13 protein-coding genes and 2 pseudogenes are annotated in these 18020 nt (G+C 65.8%); 5 read left to right on the top strand and 10 right to left on the bottom strand.

All coding sequences use genetic code 11. The annotated features are described in order from the left end of the window. Positions 1-433: 433 nt before the first annotated feature. Together XdyCFBP7245_RS15960 and XdyCFBP7245_RS15965 are read right to left on the bottom strand one after the other, a co-directional pair. Positions 434-718: a hypothetical protein gene (locus XdyCFBP7245_RS15960; protein ID WP_104616532.1), complete on the bottom strand. Its 285-nt coding sequence runs from the start codon at positions 716-718 to the stop codon at positions 434-436. Positions 719-728: 10 nt separating this feature from the next. Further along, entirely contained in the window at positions 729-1709 is a 981-nt protein-coding gene (locus tag XdyCFBP7245_RS15965) for a LysR family transcriptional regulator (RefSeq protein ID WP_104616533.1), read from the bottom strand. A 163-nt stretch (positions 1710-1872) separates the two neighbouring features. On the opposite strand from XdyCFBP7245_RS15965, the gene cobA reads away from it, so the two are divergent. The 4 genes from cobA (at position 1873) to XdyCFBP7245_RS15985 (ending at position 6063) form a co-directional block, all read left to right on the top strand. Next, positions 1873-3075: a uroporphyrinogen-III C-methyltransferase gene (cobA, locus tag XdyCFBP7245_RS15970; protein ID WP_104616534.1), complete on the top strand. Its 1203-nt coding sequence runs from the start codon at positions 1873-1875 to the stop codon at positions 3073-3075. Between the two features lie 15 nt (positions 3076-3090). Further along, the gene (cysK, locus tag XdyCFBP7245_RS15975) at positions 3091-4050 is read left to right on the top strand and encodes a cysteine synthase A (RefSeq protein WP_104616535.1); all 960 of its coding nucleotides are present in this window, start codon (positions 3091-3093) and stop codon (positions 4048-4050) included. A gap of 699 nt (positions 4051-4749) precedes the next feature. Further along, a complete protein-coding gene (locus XdyCFBP7245_RS15980; protein ID WP_104616571.1) occupies positions 4750-5256 on the top strand; it encodes a methyltransferase family protein in 507 nt (168 codons plus the stop codon). 267 nt (positions 5257-5523) lie between these two features. After that, positions 5524-6063, top strand: a complete 540-nt coding sequence (locus XdyCFBP7245_RS15985; RefSeq protein ID WP_104616536.1) for an O-acetyl-ADP-ribose deacetylase — start codon at positions 5524-5526, stop codon at positions 6061-6063. A 407-nt stretch (positions 6064-6470) separates the two neighbouring features. Here XdyCFBP7245_RS15985 and XdyCFBP7245_RS15990 read toward each other — a convergent pair whose 3' ends face one another. Further along, positions 6471-7475 (bottom strand): class I fructose-bisphosphate aldolase, encoded by a 1005-nt coding sequence (locus tag XdyCFBP7245_RS15990; protein WP_104616537.1) that lies wholly within the window; start codon positions 7473-7475, stop codon positions 6471-6473. A gap of 349 nt (positions 7476-7824) precedes the next feature. Between XdyCFBP7245_RS15990 and XdyCFBP7245_RS24765 the strand changes: the two genes are divergently transcribed. Continuing rightward, positions 7825-7950 carry a hypothetical protein gene (locus tag XdyCFBP7245_RS24765; RefSeq protein ID WP_280523199.1) on the top strand — a complete coding sequence of 42 codons (126 nt, stop codon included), beginning with the start codon at positions 7825-7827 and terminating at the stop codon, positions 7948-7950. A gap of 224 nt (positions 7951-8174) precedes the next feature. Here XdyCFBP7245_RS24765 and pyk read toward each other — a convergent pair whose 3' ends face one another. From pyk to gap, 7 genes and pseudogenes are all read right to left on the bottom strand, one after another. After that, the gene (pyk, locus tag XdyCFBP7245_RS16000) at positions 8175-9641 is read right to left on the bottom strand and encodes a pyruvate kinase (RefSeq protein WP_104616539.1); all 1467 of its coding nucleotides are present in this window, start codon (positions 9639-9641) and stop codon (positions 8175-8177) included. Positions 9642-9899: 258 nt separating this feature from the next. After that, positions 9900-10547 carry an HAD family hydrolase gene (locus XdyCFBP7245_RS16005; protein WP_104616540.1) on the bottom strand — a complete coding sequence of 216 codons (648 nt, stop codon included), beginning with the start codon at positions 10545-10547 and terminating at the stop codon, positions 9900-9902. Beyond that, complete coding sequence (locus XdyCFBP7245_RS16010) at positions 10544-11719, bottom strand: phosphoglycerate kinase (protein WP_104616541.1); 1176 nt, start codon at positions 11717-11719, stop codon at positions 10544-10546. The genes XdyCFBP7245_RS16005 and XdyCFBP7245_RS16010 overlap by 4 nt, the downstream gene beginning before the upstream one ends. Before the next feature lie 449 nt (positions 11720-12168). Then, positions 12169-13512, bottom strand: coding sequence for a DUF3999 domain-containing protein (locus XdyCFBP7245_RS16015; protein WP_104616542.1), 1344 nt, complete (start codon positions 13510-13512; stop codon positions 12169-12171). After that, positions 13509-15866 (bottom strand): annotated as a pseudogene (locus XdyCFBP7245_RS16020) (DUF2339 domain-containing protein); the annotation flags it as partial. The gene XdyCFBP7245_RS16015 and the pseudogene XdyCFBP7245_RS16020, both read right to left, overlap by 4 nt. 254 nt (positions 15867-16120) lie before the next feature. Further along, positions 16121-16322: pseudogene (locus tag XdyCFBP7245_RS24930) on the bottom strand (hypothetical protein); the annotation flags it as partial. Between the two features lie 326 nt (positions 16323-16648). Further along, positions 16649-17650, bottom strand: a complete 1002-nt coding sequence (gap, locus tag XdyCFBP7245_RS16025) for a type I glyceraldehyde-3-phosphate dehydrogenase (protein WP_005988872.1) — start codon at positions 17648-17650, stop codon at positions 16649-16651. Positions 17651-18020 lie beyond the last annotated feature (370 nt).

Raw genomic sequence — 18020 nt, forward strand, 5'->3', positions numbered from 1 at the left:
CCCAGGGACCCGGGTGCGCCAGCCGCGCTGTGTGCGCAGCCTCGCGCAACAGTGATGCGACAGCGCTAGCAACCCTTCGACGACACCACTGATCACACCGGTGAAGCGATACCTGCATCGCCGGTCCTGCGCCGTCCACCCCTAGACGTCCGAAGTGTCGCGTCATGGTTGCTATAAGGGTTTACGACAGCGCCGCGCCCAACTTGATGGGCCTCGAAAACACCGCTAAGACGGCCCTGACACGTGTAGGGAGAATCACTGACAGCAACACGCGCGGCACATTGCCCAGCGCTCGCATCACATTGATTGCAAAGAGAATTTTCGCGCCACTCTACGCTGCAGTGCAGCATGCAATGCGCGTTAGCGGACACAACAACAGCACGTAACGCGCCACCACGACGTGGCAGAAACCGCTGTTAGGAATTCCAACTCCCTAATCTCCAATCCCGGCCTCATCCCCTTGCTGCGCAAACCACGCCGCCGAATGCACGTCCTCTGCTGCCACGTCCAGCAGCTGACGCAGCACGACCAGCGGAATCTGCACCGGCGTTGCGCCGGCCTGCAGCGCTACCCACAGCGATTCGTCCTGCGGGTCGGCCAGCACCGTCAGCATGGCGTGCTCGCGTCCGTCGATGTTTGCCGACAGTTGCAACGATATGCCGCCATCGGGTTCGGGCGACCACAGTCTGCTGAGGGACGGACGTACTGGCTCGGTCATCGCGTAGCGCTCAACTGGTGATGGTCTGGGTCAGCGATTCCCAGGTCGGCGGCAGCGGCCAGTTCGGCGCCTGGTTGCCGTCCAGTACGCGGCGCAGGTCGCGCTTGTCGATCTGCGGCGCCAGCACGTGCACCAGATCCAGCGCGTAGTCGCGCAGCACCCGGTCGCGCGGCAGCACCGCCCAGGCGATGCACTCGGCGATCGGCGCTGGCGCCGGCCAGGCACGCAGGTCCTCGTCCTGGGCGTTGACCGCCATCTCGGCTACTAACCCCACACCGAGCCCGGCACGCACATAAGTCTTGATCAGGTCCGCATCCAGCGCGGTCAACGCGATGCTCGGCTCCAGCCCGACCTGCGCAAACGCCCGCTGCAGCGACGAGCCCGGCCGGGTGGACGATTCGTAGCTGATCAGCGGGTGCTCGGACAGCGCCTGCATGTCCGGCGCCACCCGCGTGTCCAGCGCATGCCCGCGCGGCACCACCACCAGCCGCCGCCAGCGATACAGCGGCACCGCAATGCCGGCACTGGGCTCGCCGCCGGCGGTGCTGACCACCGCGATATCCGCATCGCCCTGGCTGAGCAGATCCAGCGCCGCGCTTTCGGCCGCCTGCTGCAGATGCACGCTTACCTGCGGGTAGGCGTGCTTGATCTGCGCCACCGCCGGCGGCAACACGAAGCGCGCCTGGGTGTGCGTGGTGGTGAGGGTCAGCTGGCCCTGGCTTTCGCGGCGCTGGTTGGCGGCGTAGGTGCGGATGTTGTTGGCTTCCGACAGCACCGCGCGTGCCCGCTCGATCACTTCCACCCCGGCCGGCGTCACCGCGTCCAGGCTGCGTCCCTTGCGCACGAACAACAAAAAGCCCAGCTCGTCTTCCAGCTGCTTGAGCTGCTTGGACAGGCCGGGCTGGGTCGCGTGCACACGCGCTGCCGCCAGCGTGATGTTCAGCTCGGCATCGGCGATGGCCACCAGGTAGCGAAGTTGGGTCAGCGTCATGGGCTTATGTCCAAAAAAGCGCGAGGCGCCACAAGGACTTGGACTGTAGAGGAGTTCGACGGCCCAGCTTATAACCGAACGCTATTTTTAGGGCGCATGAAGTCATTTCCGACGGCTATAAGCCGGCGTTACGGTCTGGCCCTCCCTTTCGATGCCCCGGTCCGTGACCTCTGCGTTCCCGCTCCTTGCCGACCTGCGTGGCCGTGCCGTCCTGGTGGTCGGTGGCGGTGCCGATGCCGAACGCGCCACCGCCAACCTGCTGCAGGCAGGGGCGCTGCCGCTGGTTGGCGCCCCGCAACTGACCCCACAGTTGCAGCAGTGGGCGAGGGCCGGCCGGCTTCGGTGGCTGCCCGGCCACTTCGACCCCGCCTGGCTGGCGCTGCCCGATACCCCCGTCTGGCTCACCATCGCCGCCAGCGAGCAGCTGGAACACAACGCTGCCCTGCGCGCCGCAGCGAGCCGCCACCGCTTGTTGACCCATAGCGCGGCACCGGCCGCATCCGCAACTGCGCCGGCGCCCTCCCCCGAGCCGCAGACAGGTGTCGCGCCGCTCTCCCCCGGCAGCGTGACCCTGGTCGGTGCCGGCCCCGGCGATCCCGGCCTGCTCACGCGCCACGCGGTGCGCGCGCTCCGGCAGGCCGAGGTGGTGCTGTACGACCGCCTGGTCAGCCCGCAGATCCTGCAACTGGCCCGCCGCGACGCGTTGCGCGTGGAAGTCGGCAAGGCCGCGCAAGGCCATAGCACCCGCCAGGAACAGATCCATGCGCTGATGCTGGAACATGCCCGCGCCGGGCGCCGGGTGGTGCGGCTGAAGGGTGGCGACCCGTTCGTGTTCGGCCGTGGCGGCGAAGAGCTGGAATTCCTGCGCGCGCACGGCATCGGCTTTCAGGTTGTCCCCGGCATCACTGCCGCCATCGCTTGCGCCGCCTATGCCGGCATCCCGCTCACCCATCGCGATCACGCGCAGTCGCTGCGCCTGATCACCGCGCACTGCAAGGATTCGCTGGACACACTGGACTGGCACGCGCTGGGCCAGGAGCGCCAGACGCTGGCCTTCTACATGGGCGTGGCGGGCCTGGACGGTATCCAGCAGCGCCTGCTGCAGGCCGGCCGCGCGCCCACCACGCCATTCGCCCTGGTGGAAAACGGCTCGCGCCCGCAGCAACGGGTGATCACCGGCACGCTCGCCACCCTGGCCAGCAGCGCACGGCAGTTCAAGGTGCAGGCGCCCGCTCTGCTGATCCTGGGCGAAGTGACCGCGCTGGCGCCGGCGCTGCACTGGTTTGGCGCTGCACCGCTCAGCGCGCCGCTGCCACACTCACCCATCGCAACGCCCGACACGCCCACACTGGCCCACGCAGCCTGAATCGACGGAGACCCCATGGCCCTGTACGACAACATCCTCGACACCATCGGCCGCACACCGGTGGTCAAACTTCACCGCCTCGCCCCGGACAACGTCACCTTGTACGTCAAGGTCGAGGCGTTCAATCCGGGCGGCTCGGTCAAGGACCGCCTGGCGCTGGCGATCATCCTCGACGCCGAGCAGCGCGGCCTGCTCAAGCCCGGCGACACCATCGTCGAAGCCACCTCCGGCAACACCGGCGTGGCGTTGGCCATGGTCGCGGCCGCGCGCGGCTACAAGTTCGTCGCCACCATGGTGGAAACCTTCTCCATCGAGCGCCGCAAGCTGATGCGCGCGTACGGCGCCAAGGTCATCCTGACCCCGGCCGCCGAACGCGGCAGCGGCATGGTGCGCAAGGCCAAGGAACTGGCCGAGCAGCATGGCTGGTTCCTGGCCAGCCAGTTCGCCAATCCGGCCAACCCGGCTTATCACCGCAACACCACCGCCGCCGAAATCCTGCGCGACTTCGCCGGCCACCGGCTGGACCATTTCGTCACCGGCTGGGGCACCGGCGGCACGCTCACCGGCGTGGGCGAAGTGCTGCGCGTTGCCCGCCCGGAAGTGCGCATCACCGCCAGCGAACCGGCTGGCGCGGCGCTGTTGCAGGGCCAGGACTGGAAGCCGCACAAGATCCAGGGCTGGACCCCGGACTTCATTCCCGAGGTGCTCAATCGCGAGGTCGCGCACGAGGTACTGAGCGTGGAAGACAGCGATGCGATCACCATCGCCCGCCGTCTGGCTGCCGAAGAAGGCATCTTCACTGGCATCTCCGGCGGCGCCACTGTCGCCACGGCGCTGCGCGTGGCCGAGTCCGCCGCGCCCGGCGCGGTGATCCTGGCGATGCTGCCCGATACCGGCGAGCGCTACTTCTCCACCCCGCTGTTCGCCGACATCAACGAAGGCTCGGACGACGATTGGCTGGCTGGCCTGCCCTGATCGGCGATTGGCTGGTCGACACTGGAAGGCCGCGCATCTGGTGCGGCCTTGTTTGTTTCGGGACCGGGAATATGGGAAGCGCGGTCGATCGGCAGACTGGAATAGTCCTGCTCGTTTTAACCACGGCCACCACTGAGCGAAGCGCGACCACCATTTCGATCGTGCGCGCTGGAGTGCGTTGCAACGCGGACCACATGCCGGGCTGCTGATTGCCGAAGCAATCGCGCTCGCGCAACAGCGCCAAGCGCAGCCGTGACGAGCGCCTTGAGAAGAAAGTCAGCAGCCGAACCGGGCACAGCGCGTTAGCCAACCGTGGAGGGGAGTTCGCATCGCCATAGACGGTAGGTGGTAGGTGGTAGGCGCCACACCCATCATCGCCGCACATCGCGCGATCAACTCGAAACCCTGATGTCGAAACCCTGATGGCTGGTATGCAATCGAAACGCGCCGTACCAGCTGATCGATCACCGCAAGATGCCATCGCATTGCGACAGCGAAGCCGCACGCACGTGCGCGTCAGACAAGCAGAGCTCCACCCCATGGAAGAGCGCGCCATCGCAACGCGCCGCACCCCCACTTTAGCGGTCACCAGGGGTCCTGCCTCAGCGTACTCCCAGCCACACATTGCATTGCGATGAATGCACTCCCCTCCCTGCCAAGGAAACGTTAGGATGTCCGCCGTTCTGCAGGGAGAGTGTGGTGAGCAAGCAATCGTATGGACACGGCGGCACACGCAGCGCACGCGCGCCGTGGCTGGTGAAGATCACGTCGCCCGTGCACTTCGCTGCGACGCTGGCCCTGGGCGCCTGGCTGCAGCGGCGGTTCGACCTGCCCTTGCCGCCGCCGGACCTGTTGGCCTGGATCGAACTGCTTGGCGGCATAGTCGCCTGCCTGGGACTTGCATTGGCGGTGAATTGTTTTGTGCTGTTCGCGCGCCGTCGCACCACCATCCTGCCGAGCGGCCATCCCTCGCAGCTGGTCCTGACCGGGCCGTACCGCTTCACCCGTAACCCGATGTATCTGGCCCTGATCCTGAGCTATCTGGGCCTGACCGTGCAGATGGGCTATCTATGGGGCGTGCTGTTGCTGCCGCTGCCGTGGCTGGCGCTGCAGTTCTATCTGATCCCGTTCGAAGAAGGCCGCCTGCGCGCCGAATTCGGCCGCGCCTACAGCGAATACTGCACGCGCGTCCGCCGCTGGCTCTGACGCGCAACGCGCGGGTGGCGCCGCATCGCGCGATGCGGCAGCGGTTTGGCAGCCAGGGCCGCAAGAGGCGCTTGCGCCAGCGATAAATTCTTCCAATCGTTGCCGCGACTGTTTCGCCCGAAAACGCGATTCCGGCCGATCTTTTGCTGCGCCTCCGGCACCGTCGGAGGCTGTCGCAGCGTGTGAGATGAATGGGCCCTAGCGTGGGGCTCCGCAACGCCTGACCCCATCACGCGTTCATCATTCAAATCCCATAACTATCGCGCTATGAGAATCGAAGTCTGGCAAGGCGACATCACCGAACTGGACGTTGACGTCATCGTCAACGCCGCAAACGAATCACTGCTGGGCGGTGGTGGCGTCGATGGCGCCATCCACCGTGCTGCCGGCCCACGTCTGCTGCACGCCTGCGAGGCGCTGCCGCAGGTGCGCCCGGGCGTGCGCTGCCCCACCGGCGAAATCCGCATCACCGATGGGTTCGATCTAAAGGCGCGCCATGTGTTTCATACCGTGGGCCCGGTGTGGCGCGACGGCAAGCACAACGAGCCGGAGCAACTGGCCAATTGTTATTGGCAGTCGCTCAAACTTGCCGAGCAGATGATGCTGCATTCGATCGCGTTCCCGGCCATCAGCTGCGGTATCTACGGCTATCCGCTGTACCAGGCTGCGCGGATTGCGGTGACCGAAACCCGCGACTGGCAGCGTTCGCACAAGGTACCCAAGCACATCGTGCTGGTGGCCTATAACGAGGCGACCTACAAGGCGTATCAGCAGGCACTGGCAACGCAGGACACCGCGGCCGCCTGATCGCTACGCAATGCAGGTTGCACTGACGAGCGCCGCAAGGCGCTCGTTGCGTTTTGGTCAGTGGAATCCCGTCGTCGTCTTTCAACACGCCACTGCTGTGCAGCAGTCCGGATGCACGGCCTCAGCTCGCACGATCGCACCAGGAGCGGCTGACAAACGGAGCGAACGTCAGGCGCGTGCGGACAGCGCCGAGGAACTACTGCATCGGTGCATGCCGATCCAGGCACCGGCCGGCCATACCCGCCCGATGGCGGCGCAGTGTTTGGTGCGTTGCGGCTGCGTTGGGCCGGGCTGGTGCGCACCTGGGCGCAGCCAACCCGCACGTCGACACCCAATAAAAAACGCCGGCATCGCTGCCGGCGTTCTGGTCTTACCGGCAACGCGGCCTTGCGGCTGCGATCAACCGATCAGCCCTTCCACTTGCCCAGTGCGGCCAGGCCGTTTTCCTTGGCGCGCTCATAGATGATCTGCTGCGCCTTGGCGAAGTTGCCGGTCATGTCCTTGGCCCACAACTGCAGTGCAGCCTGCTGCATCGCGCGGCCGTAGGAGAAGCTCAGCGGCCACGGCAGGTTGCCGAGCTGGTGCATTTCGTTGAGGTGCGCGGTGGACTGCTCATCGGTCTGACCGCCGGACAGAAACACGATGCCCGGCAGGATCGCCGGCACGGTCGACTTCAGGCACATCACGGTCGACTCGGCCACTTCCTCGACGCTGGCCTGCTCTTCGCAGCCCTTGCCGGAGATGACCATCGAGGCCTTCAGGATGGTGCCTTCGAGCACGACGTTCTGCTCATACAGCGCGCCGAACAGCGAGCGCAGCGTGGCTTCGGTCACTTCGTAGCAGGTCTCGATGTCGTGGCTGCCGTCCATGATCACTTCCGGCTCGACCATCGGCACCAGGCCCTGCTCCTGGCACAGCGCGGCGTAACGCGCCAGCGCATGCGAGTTGGCTTCGATGCAGGTGCCGGACGGGATGTCTTCGCCGATGTTGATGACCGCACGCCACTTGGCGAACCGCGCGCCCAGCGTGTAGTACTCCTCCAGACGTGCACGCAGGCCGTCCAGACCTTCGGTAACCAGTTCGCCCGGCATGCCGGCCAGCGGCTGCGCGCCCTTGTCGACCTTTATGCCCGGGATGATGCCGTGCTCGGCCATGTACTTGGCGAACGGCACGCCGTCCTTGGTCTTCTGACGGATGGTCTCGTCGAACAGGATGGCGCCGGAGATGTAATCGCTCAGCTTGGGTGTGGTCAGCAGCAGTTCGCGGTAAGCGCGGCGGTTTTCTTCGATGTTCTCGATGCCGACGCTGGCAAAACGCTTTGCGATCGTGCTGGTCGACTCGTCGATGGCGATGATGCCCTTGCCCGGGGCGACCATGGCCTGGGCGGTTTCGGCAAGCTGTTCGATGCTCATGTAGTTCCTGTGGCAGCTGCGGGGGAGAACGAAAGTATAGCGACGAAAGTCGTACACATTCCTTCACGGAATGCCTGCAACCGATTACACCTTGCCTGCGTGACAGGATGTGTGGCGCCGCTCGCATCGCGCTGCAGAAGGCAGGGTCGATGTGTCGCGTGATTGCCATCGCTTGCACAAGCGCATGCGGCCATCGCGTCGGCATGCATGACCGCCATGTTGCAGGCAGCCCTGCACTTGCGCCGCGATCACCGCAGCAGCGCGCGTAGAACGGCCGATCTGCATGCGCAATCGTGTGCGTCGAACGTGCCGGCATCGCGGTTGTCGCGTCGATCGATCACGTCAACACGTGGACGGGTACAGGTCGCGTGCCTGCGAAGACGTGCCGCGCGACAGCCGCTTTACCGGCAGCATCGCCGCCGCTTGGAGCGCGATGGCCGCCAAGCAGATGCCGCCGATGATCCAGGCCAGCTGAATCAAGCCACGCACGATGGAATGCGTGTGCGATCAGCGACATGCAACGCACCCGCGGTGCGTACGCCACACGGCACGCAGGCCAGTGCATGCCGAATGCCATAACACCTGACGCACCGAACCGCACACAGCACAACGGCGACCCGAAGGCCGCCGCTGTACAGGATGCGTGCTGTTCAACCCGCCGCGGACGTCAATCGACGTCCGCGGATGGCCGGCAGTGCGTTACAGCTCGCCCAGACCGGTGGCGCGGCCGTCTTCGCCCACTTCCAGCAGGCGCAGCGTATTGGTGGCGCCGTGCATTTCCATGTGCTCGCCGCTGGTGAACACCACGCGGTCGCCCGGGCCCATGCGCTCGTTTTCCACCAGCAGGCGGATGGCCGCACGTGCGGCTTCGCGCGGGGTCAGGCCACGGCTGTCGAAGCTGATCGGGAACACACCGCGCATCATCGCCATCTGGCGACGCGCGCCATCGTGACGGGTGAAGGCGTAGATCGGCATGTTGGAGCGGAAGCGCGACAGGAAGCGCGGCGTGCCGCCGGATTCGGTCAACGCCACCACGCCGCCCAGGCCGATGTGCTCGGACAGGAACATGGTCGCCATGGCGATCGCCTGATCGGCGCGCTGCAGGTTGCGTTGCGCCGCTTCGAAGTCGGTATCGAATTCGAACTGGTGCTCGGCGCCCAGGCAGATGCGTGCCATCGCTTCCACCGCGCGCACCGGATAGGCGCCGGCGGCGGTTTCGGCCGACAACATCACCGCGTCGGTACCGTCGATGACCGCGTTGGCCACGTCCAGCACTTCGGCGCGGGTCGGGATCGGGCTTTCGACCATCGACTGCAGCATCTGCGTGGCGGTGATCACCACCTTGTTCTGCGCCAGCGACTCGCGAATGATCTTCTTCTGCAGGCCCGGCAATTCGGCATCGCCGATTTCCACGCCCAGATCGCCGCGCGCCACCATCACCACGTCAGAGGCTTCGACGATTTCGACCAGATTTTCGATCGCTTCGGTGCGCTCGATCTTGGACACCAGCTGCGCATCGCAGCCGTGCTGCTGGGCGATCTGACGCGCGTCGTGCATGTCCTGCGCATTGCGGCAGAACGACACCGCGATGAAGTCCACGCCGATCTTGGCGACGATGCCGATCAGCTCCTTGTCGCGCTCGGTCAGCGCGCCCAGCGACAGACCGCCGCCCTGCTTGTTCAAGCCCTTGCGGTCGGACAGCACGCCATCGTTGAGCACGGTGGTGACGATGCGTGCGCCCTGCACGTCGGTGACCTGCAACTGCACCAGGCCGTCGTCGAGCAGCAGCACATCGCCGGCCGCCACGTCCTGCGGCAGACCCAGGTAGCTCACGCCCACCTGATTCTGGTCGCCGGCCGGCGCATTGGCATCGGCCACCAGGTCGAAGCGCGCGCCCATGGTCAGCTTGATCTTGCCTTCGGCGAAGCGTTCGATACGGATCTTCGGGCCCGGCAGGTCGGCCAGGATGCCCACTTCGGCACCGGCGCGTGCAGCGGCGGCACGCACTTCGGCGGCACGCTTGGCCTGTCCGGACGGGTCGCCGTGGCTGAAGTTGAGGCGCACCACGTTGACGCCCGCCTTGAACAAAGCGTCCAGCACACCGGGCGCGTCCGTTGCCGGTCCGAGGGTGGCGAGGATCTTGGTGCGGCGTTGACGTTCTTTCATGATGGCCTCCCTGTAAAAGCCGCGAAACTTAACACACACGTCACGTACCGAGGATGGCATTGCGGCATAGCCACCCTCCTATTCCGGCATGTCTTACAGACAGTGCGGGACAGTACGTCCGTTTACGCACGCGTTGCACTGGGCAACGCGATGCGGTCGCCCCACCCTAACCCGGTGGCAGTGAAGAGCAATCTGTTGCATCACCTCGCGCAGCGCGCCAGCGGCGCCCAAGCGAGCGCCATCGCCGATGCGCGGCGCTCACGCGTGGATCAACTGCGTCAGTTGCGCCGGCGTGTGCGCAATCGCGCCGGCGCCTGCAGCGCGCAGCTCGGCCTCGTCGCCAAAGCCCCACAACACACCGATGCTGTGGATGCCGTGGTGATTGGCGCCATCGATATCCATGCGACGGTCGCCGATCATCACACAGCCGGTCTTGTCGATCTCAAGGCGGCGCAGTGCTTCGGCGATCAGGTCCGGCTTGAAGCGGCGTTCGCCATCTTCGCTGGAACCGATCACGTTCTCGAAGCATGCACCGAACGGCAGGTGCTCGACGATGCGGCGTGCGTACCGCTCGTTCTTGGAGGTGACCACGGCCAGGCGATGGCCGGCGCGTTGCAGGCCGGTGACCACCTCACCGATGCCATCGAACACGCTGAGTTCGGTCCAGCCCACCGCGTCGTAGCGCACGCGGTAGAGGCCCAGCGCGCGCTGCACCAGCTCCGGGTCCTGCGGAAAACACTCGGCAAAGCTGTCGCGCAACGGCGGGCCGATCCAGGCACGCAAGGTCTGAGGCGATGGACGCGGCTGGCCGACGGCATCGAAGGCATGCACGATGCTGGCGACGATGCCCGGCTCCGAATCCACCAGCGTGCCGTCCAGATCGAAGAACAGCGTGGCTGCACTCACTTGCCGCGGGCCTCGAGCGCGGCAACGGCCGGCAAGGTTTTGCCTTCCAGAAATTCCAGGAACGCGCCGCCACCGGTGGAAATGTAGGTGACGTCTTTGGCGATGTCGTACTTGTCCACCGCCGCCAGGGTGTCGCCGCCGCCGGCGATGGAAAACGCCTTGGATGCGGCGATCGCGCGTGCCAGGGTTTCGGTGCCATGGCTGAAGGGCTCGAATTCGAACACACCGACCGGGCCGTTCCACACCACCGTGCCGGCATTGGCGATCATCTCGGCATAGTGCTGGGCGGTCTGCGGGCCGATGTCGAGAATCAGATCGTCCGCCTCGACGGCGTCGAGCGGCTTCACCGTGGCTTGCGCATCGGGCAGGAATTGCTTGGCGACGACCACGTCGGTGGGCAGCGGAATCTCCGCGCCGCGCGTTTTGGCATCGGCCACGATCTGGTTGGCGGTCGGAATCAGATCCGGCTCGTTCAAGGACTTGCCCACCGCATACCCGGCGGCGGCGATGAAGGTGTTGGCGATACCGCCACCGACGATCAGCTGGTCGACTTTGTTGACCAGATTGGAGAGCAGCTCCAGCTTGGTCGAGACCTTGCTGCCGGCCACGATCGCCAGCAGCGGCTTGGCCGGGTTATCCAGCGCCTTGGCCAGCGCATCGAGTTCGGCCATAAGCAGCGGGCCACCGGCGGCCACCGGCGCGAAGCGGATCACCCCATGCGTGGACGCCTGCGCACGATGCGCGGTGCCAAAGGCATCCATGACGAACACATCGCACAGCGCGGCATATTTGCGTGCAAGGGTCTCGTCGTCCTTGCCCTCGCCGACATTCATGCGGCAATTTTCCAACAGCACCACCTGGCCCGGCGCGACCTCCACACCGTCCACCCAATCGCGCACCAGGCTGACTTCGACACCCAGCAAGGTGGTCAGCCGCGCAGCGACCGGCGCCAGCGAATCTTCTTCGCTCCAGCTGCCTTCCTTCGGGCGGCCCAGGTGCGAGGTGACCATCACCGCCGCGCCTTTTTCCAGCGCCAGCTTGAGGGTGGGCACCGAGGCGGTGATGCGCTGCTCGGAGGTGATCTGGCCGTTATCGATCGGCACGTTGAGATCCTGGCGGATCAGCACGCGCTTGCCGGAGAGATCGAGGTCGGTCATACGGACAATGGACATGGGCTTGGCTCGCTAAGTCTTGGAATTCGGGAATCGGAAGGGGGGATTGGTACACGGCGCCGCGCCTGCGTTGGACGCGTGCGTGCACCTTCTGTGCGCGGAGGAAATCACGCTACTGCGCCGCCTTGACGGAGCAGCACCTTGCAAAAATGCCGCCATTGCAACTGCGGCAGACACGAACGGCAGTCGACCGGAGACGACGCGCAATGCGACCGCCTTGGCGGCGGGGATTGGACAATCATGATTCGGGATCGGCGCGCCGTACCGCAACGAGGCAGTGCGCCGGACGGGCGCTGCCGTACATGCGGATGGCGCCAACTCTGATCGGTCGAACACGACGGGCAATGCGGCTGCCTGGGCGACGGGGGATACCCATTGTCCGGCCTTCGCAGCAAAGCGGCAAACCCGCATCGCCCGCACAGATCTGGCGAGCGTGCGATAGCGAAGCGTTACAGCGGCCGCTCCGTACCGGATTTGCGCAGCAGACTGACCGCAAAACCGCCGACCAGCAAGGCGCCACCGACCAGCAGCGCCCAGAGCAGCCATTGTTTCCAGTCGCGCGGCGTGGCGGCCGGCTGCAGTGCCGCATCGCCGGCAAGCGGCTGTGCCTGCGCGGCCATACTGGCCTGCACGGGCTGCCACTGCATTCCGCGCTCCTGCCGCAGCGCCTGCAGCATCGAGGCCAATGGCGCGTCGCCACGTTGCACGCGCGCGCTGCCAGCGACGAGCGCATACGGCGGCTGCCCCTGCGCAAGAAACATCAATCGCTCCGGTTGATACCCCGCGCGCAAGGTCGGCACTGCGGTACTGCGGCCCTGGGCAGCCACCAATCGCCACTGACGATCGCGCACGGGTGCGGACAACAGCTGCGGGGGCGAGGCGCCATTGCCCAGCCGATACGCCAGCCATGGCCCGGCGCGACGCAGCCACGGTGCGTCGTCGGCGTCACGGCTTTCCACGACCCACTCCACTGCTTCGGCCAGACCGCCGCCGACATCCAGCTGGGTAATCGGAAAGCGGCCGGGCACGACATAGGTCACGCCGGTGTCGTGTGCAGTGCCCTGCAAGTCCAGCCAGGACAGTTGGGTGGGCGCAACCGCGCCATCCACTTCCGCATCGACCGCGCGCAACGGCGGCAAGCTGCCCGATACCGGCACGATGCGCAGGTATTTTGCGCCGTCGTCCAGCGCGATGCGGCGTTGCTGCAGCCGCTGCGCCTGATTGTCCAAGGCCATGACTGTTGCATCGGAAGCGAGCACACGCCAGTCGCGCAGATCGTCGCTGCCCTCCACACGCAGCTGCGCCTGCACCGGCGTATTGCCCTCCCAGTCCAGCAACAACGCACGCGGGCGATCGCGCAATGCGCTGGCGTCGATCAACCAGCTGCCGACGCCGGGCGCTGCGGGCGCACCGGTTGCAAAGCGCCCTTCCAGCCGCCGCACTGCCCCGCTGGCATCGCGCTCGGCAATCAACTGCAGATCGCCGTTGGCCGGCGCAGCGCCTTCCGGCAATGCGAACAACGGCAACCGCTGCCGACGCGATGCGGATGGCTCAGCGGCGACGGGCAGCGGCGCAGTGGGCATTTCTTCGCCACGCGCATCGATCACCGTGACATCGCCTAATTCCGCATCGACTGCACTGCGATACACCGCCTCGCTCAAGCTCAGCTGGTACAGGCCGGCATCGGAGCCGGCCACCTGCAGCGGCCATTGTTGCCGATAGTCCTGCCGCACATCGGCCGCCTGCGCCATCAGCGGCACCAGTAGCGACCATCCCCAATGCTTCGTACTCATGCCTGATCCTTTGCCGCGCCATCGTCGTCGACAGCGCGCTCTTCAATCGCCGGACGCGGCGGCGCCGGCGCCAGATACCCCACCACCGTACACAACAGGCCGTAGGCCATGAACGAGCCGATGCCGAGCAGATTGCCCAGATGCTGGCGATCGACCAGCACCAGCTTGGCCAGCACCAGACCCATCAACAAGGCACCGCCCAGCCACAGTCCGCGCTGCCCGCGACGCGAGCCGACCACCCAACCCAGCACACCCAGCACGCTCCAGACGATGGTCAGGCTGGTCTGCGACACCGTCGCGCCCACCAACGCTGCATTCCACGGCACACCGCCCCAGTGATGCACGCTGTGCAAGGTGCTGCCGGTGATCAACACCCAGCCCAGCACACCGAGCGCAGTAACGCGCCGACATTGCAGGATCGCCGGCGCGTGCGTCGACCACGCCCAGCGCGCGACCAAGGCAAGCACCGCCAGCTGCGCCAGTTCGGCCGGGTTGAGCAAGGGCACCCAGGGCAATGGCGCGGCGCTGACCGGATCCAGCAATGCGAGCAGCCAACCGATACCCAATACCGCGAACACGCAGCTCAGCAACCCGGTGCGCGCAGGATCGAAGCGCGCCCCCTGCGGCCAGGTCAGCCACGGCCAGCGCAGCAAGCCCACGGTCGCCACGGCAAGCCACGGCACCGCCAGCAAGGCGCAGCGCCAGCCGTTGGCAAGCGCAAACGCATCGGCCAGCCAGACCGCACCCAACGACACCACCGACGGCCACAACAGCCACCAGATGAACTGCGCGACCACGGCGCCTGCGCCAGGCTGCATCCGCAGGCACCACAATGCCCGCGCGCCTGCCAGCGCAAACGCCAGCCAGGCCAGGGCACCCCAATGCGCGAAGGGCTGCGTATGCGCATGGTTCTGCCACAGCGCCAACGGCGCGGCCAGCGCCAGACCCGCCATGACCGTCCACACCAATGCAGCGGCAGGGCGACGGCGGTGCACCTCGGCCACCAGCCACACGCTGAACGCGACGAAGCCCAGCAGCAGATCCGGCTCGCTGCGCAGATCGCCGGCAAAGCGCAGGATTTCGTGTACCCCGCACATGGTCCACCAGCCCAGCCCCCACAGATACGCCACCAGCGCGCTCCGCCGATGACCCGCATCGCGCAGGAACCAGGCACTGGCCCAGCCGGCAATGGCGATCAGCAAGCTGCTCATGCAGGTGGCATTGGCCACCGCCACGTTGTCGTAACGCCACGCATCCACACCGAAGGCCACCCCCACCGCTGCCATCAGCTGCAAGGCCACACCGCTGATCTGCGGAATGCGTCGCTGCTGGCGCAGGCCCAGCCACAACAGCCCCACGCCTTCCAGCGCGAACACGCTGGCGGTGGCACGCGCCGACAACGCCAACGGCACTGCCAGCGTCGCAAAGCCGACGGCCAGCATCGCGTGCGCCTGGCCCAGCAAACGTGTGGAGTCACGCCGCAGCAACCAGCTCGCAAGACCTGCATACAACGCCGCCACGGCGACGGCGCACAACGCCAACGGCAGGCGATCGCCTTCCAGCAAACGCGCCTGCAACGCAAAGGCGACCAAAGGCGTGCCGAACAACAGGCTGCCATCGATGAGCTTGCCCGCACTGCCGTCGCCGCGCCGCGCATGCAGCACCGGAATCGCGACATACATGGCGAAGAACAGCAACAAGAACGGCTCGGTGCTGGCGAATTTTGCCGGGGTGTACTGCAGCGCGCCCCACAGCGTGCCGATGCCAAAGGTAAAGGCGAACCCAAGCAGGTTGAGCACGCGCCACGGCCGCGTCCACGCAATCGCCACGATGCCGGCGTTGAGCACGGCGTAATACAAAAACAGCCCGACATGATTGCCGCTGCCGGTGGATAACCAGATTGGCGCAAGAAACCCGGCAAGCACGCCCAACACCGCCAGCGTGCGCGAATCCTGTACCACCGCCAGCACGCACATGCCGGCAATCAGCACCACGCTGATGCCCATCGCCAGCCCGGCGCCCAGCAAGCTGTACAACTTGAATGCCGCAAACACCGTCAGCAACAAGCCGCCGATGGCACCGCCCTGCAACGCCAACGCAAACCCGGGCCGCTGCAACCGCTGCTTCCAGCCAAATACCAGACCGACCAGCGCCAGCACGCTGATGCCGGCCAACCGCAGCTCGACCGGCATGCGCATCCAGCCCTGATCGCTGGCGTACTTCAACAACGACGCCACGCCAGCCAGCAACACCAGCATGCCCACCTTGACCGGCACATTGCCTTCGGTGAACCAGCGTTTTACCGCGCCGAAGGCGCGCGTGATCGGGTCCGGTTGCGCTGGCAGCGCAGGCAATTCCTGCGACTGCTGTGGCAGTCCTTGCGGCTCCGACGGCGACGACGAGGCTTGCCAGCTGGACGCAGGCGGTATCTGCTGTGTTTGACCGGCAACCGACGCTGCAGGCGCGTCGACAGGCAGTGTTGGCGGCAGCGATGCCACAGGCGCAGACGCCCCAACGCGATCCGACGTGGGCGACAACTCGGATGACTCAGGCACCGCAGCGCTGGCTGCGGATGTGTCGAATACAGGCGGGTCGCCCGGCTGCGGCCAAGCGTCTGTCGGCGCAGAAGCTGGCCTTTCTGCCACACGCGCTGCTGCATCCGCAGGCGCATTCCCCGCCTGCCACTGCGCAAGCCGCTGTTCCAGCGCATCCACCCGCCGCCGCAGCCCGGCAATCCACACCAGCGCGATCACCACGCCCACCGGCACCGCGAGCAGCACCAGGGCCACCAGCACGATTATCGTTTCCAACGCCTATCCCCTAGCCGGCATCCGGCCGACTCTAGCGCCGCCATGCTACTCGGCGTACGCACGAAAGTCGGCATCGCCGCGCATAAGCGCACGACAAGACGCTGCGCCCAAGACGACCTGGACGGTAAAGCAGGTGGCTCGCCTACCGGGTGCCTGCGTCTTGCAGTAAAGCCAGCCGCGCAGCTTGCGCATGCCATGGGGCGGACAACACGTCTGGGGGACACCTGCGGCTTTACATCCACACCCCACCGGGCCTGCCACCGGAACGAGCGAAACGCCCATAAAAAACCCCGGACGAACCGGGGTCTTTTGCACAACGTCAGATCTTACTTGGCAACAACACGCACCATTTCCAGGCACTTGTTGGAGTAGCCCCACTCGTTGTCGTACCAGGACACCAGCTTGACGAAGGTGGAGTCCAGCGCGATGCCGGCGTCGGCGTCGAACACCGAGGTGCAGGTCTCGCCACGGAAATCGGTGGCCACGACCTTGTCTTCGGTATAGCCGAGGATGCCCTTCAGCGCGCCTTCGCTCTGTGCCTTCACTTCAGCGCAGATCTCGGCGTAGGTGGCCGGCTTTTCCAGTTCGACCGTCAAGTCGACCACCGAGACGTCCGAGGTCGGCACGCGGAAGCTCATGCCGGTGAGCTTCTTGTTGAGCTCCGGGATCACCACGCCCACGGCCTTGGCAGCGCCGGTGGAGGACGGAATGATGTTTTCCAGAATGCCGCGCCCACCGCGCCAGTCTTTGTTCGACGGGCCGTCCACGGTCTTCTGCGTGGCCGTGGCCGCGTGCACGGTGGTCATCAGGCCGCGCTTGATGCCCCACTTGTCGTTGATGACCTTGGCCAACGGCGCCAGGCAGTTGGTGGTGCACGAGGCGTTGGAGACGATCGCCTCACCCTTGTAGGTCTTGTCGTTGACGCCGTAGACGAACATCGGTGTGTCGTCCTTGGACGGGGCCGACAGGATCACCTTCTTGGCGCCTGCGTCGATATGCTTCTGCGCGGTTTCCTTGGTCAGGAACAGACCGGTGGACTCGATCACCACGTCGGCGCCCACGGCATCCCACTTGAGGTTGGCCGGGTCGCGCTCCTGGGTCAGGCGGATCTTCTTGCCGTTGACGATCAGGGTGTTGCCGTCGACCGACACCTCGGCCTTGAAGCGGCCGTGCACCGAGTCGTACTGCAGCATGTAGGCCAGGTAGTCGGGCTCGAGCAGGTCATTGATGGCCACGATCTCGATGTCATTGGCGAAGTTCTGCACCGCAGAGCGCAGCACGTTGCGTCCGATGCGACCGAATCCGTTGATGCCAACCTTGATTGCCATGTTCACTAGCTCCTGCGGCCGCGACAGCGCGGCGGATGGAAAGGGGCTGACATTCTAACAGCGTCCTCCCTGGACGGCCGTGCAGTTGCGTGCGGCGATGATCGAGGAGCAGGCACCGCTTACTCTGCGTGCCCGACCGATCTGTGGCGTGCTTCGCTCGCTTCGCGGATGCAGCAGTGAGGCTGGTGCCTGGCTGGGTCGCGTCGCGTGCTCGCCCGAGCGTGCGCACCCATGGTCCCTGCCGCACCCAATAGGCAGTTCGACGCATCAACGATAAACGGCACCGCACGCACAAGATCATACGAAAATATTTAATTTTCAAACACTTGCAATTCAACCAACTACGCCGAAAAGCGTATTCATGCATATG

The sequence above is a fragment of the Xanthomonas dyei genome, assembly GCF_002939865.1.
Classification (GTDB): Bacteria; Pseudomonadota; Gammaproteobacteria; order Xanthomonadales; family Xanthomonadaceae; genus Xanthomonas; species Xanthomonas dyei.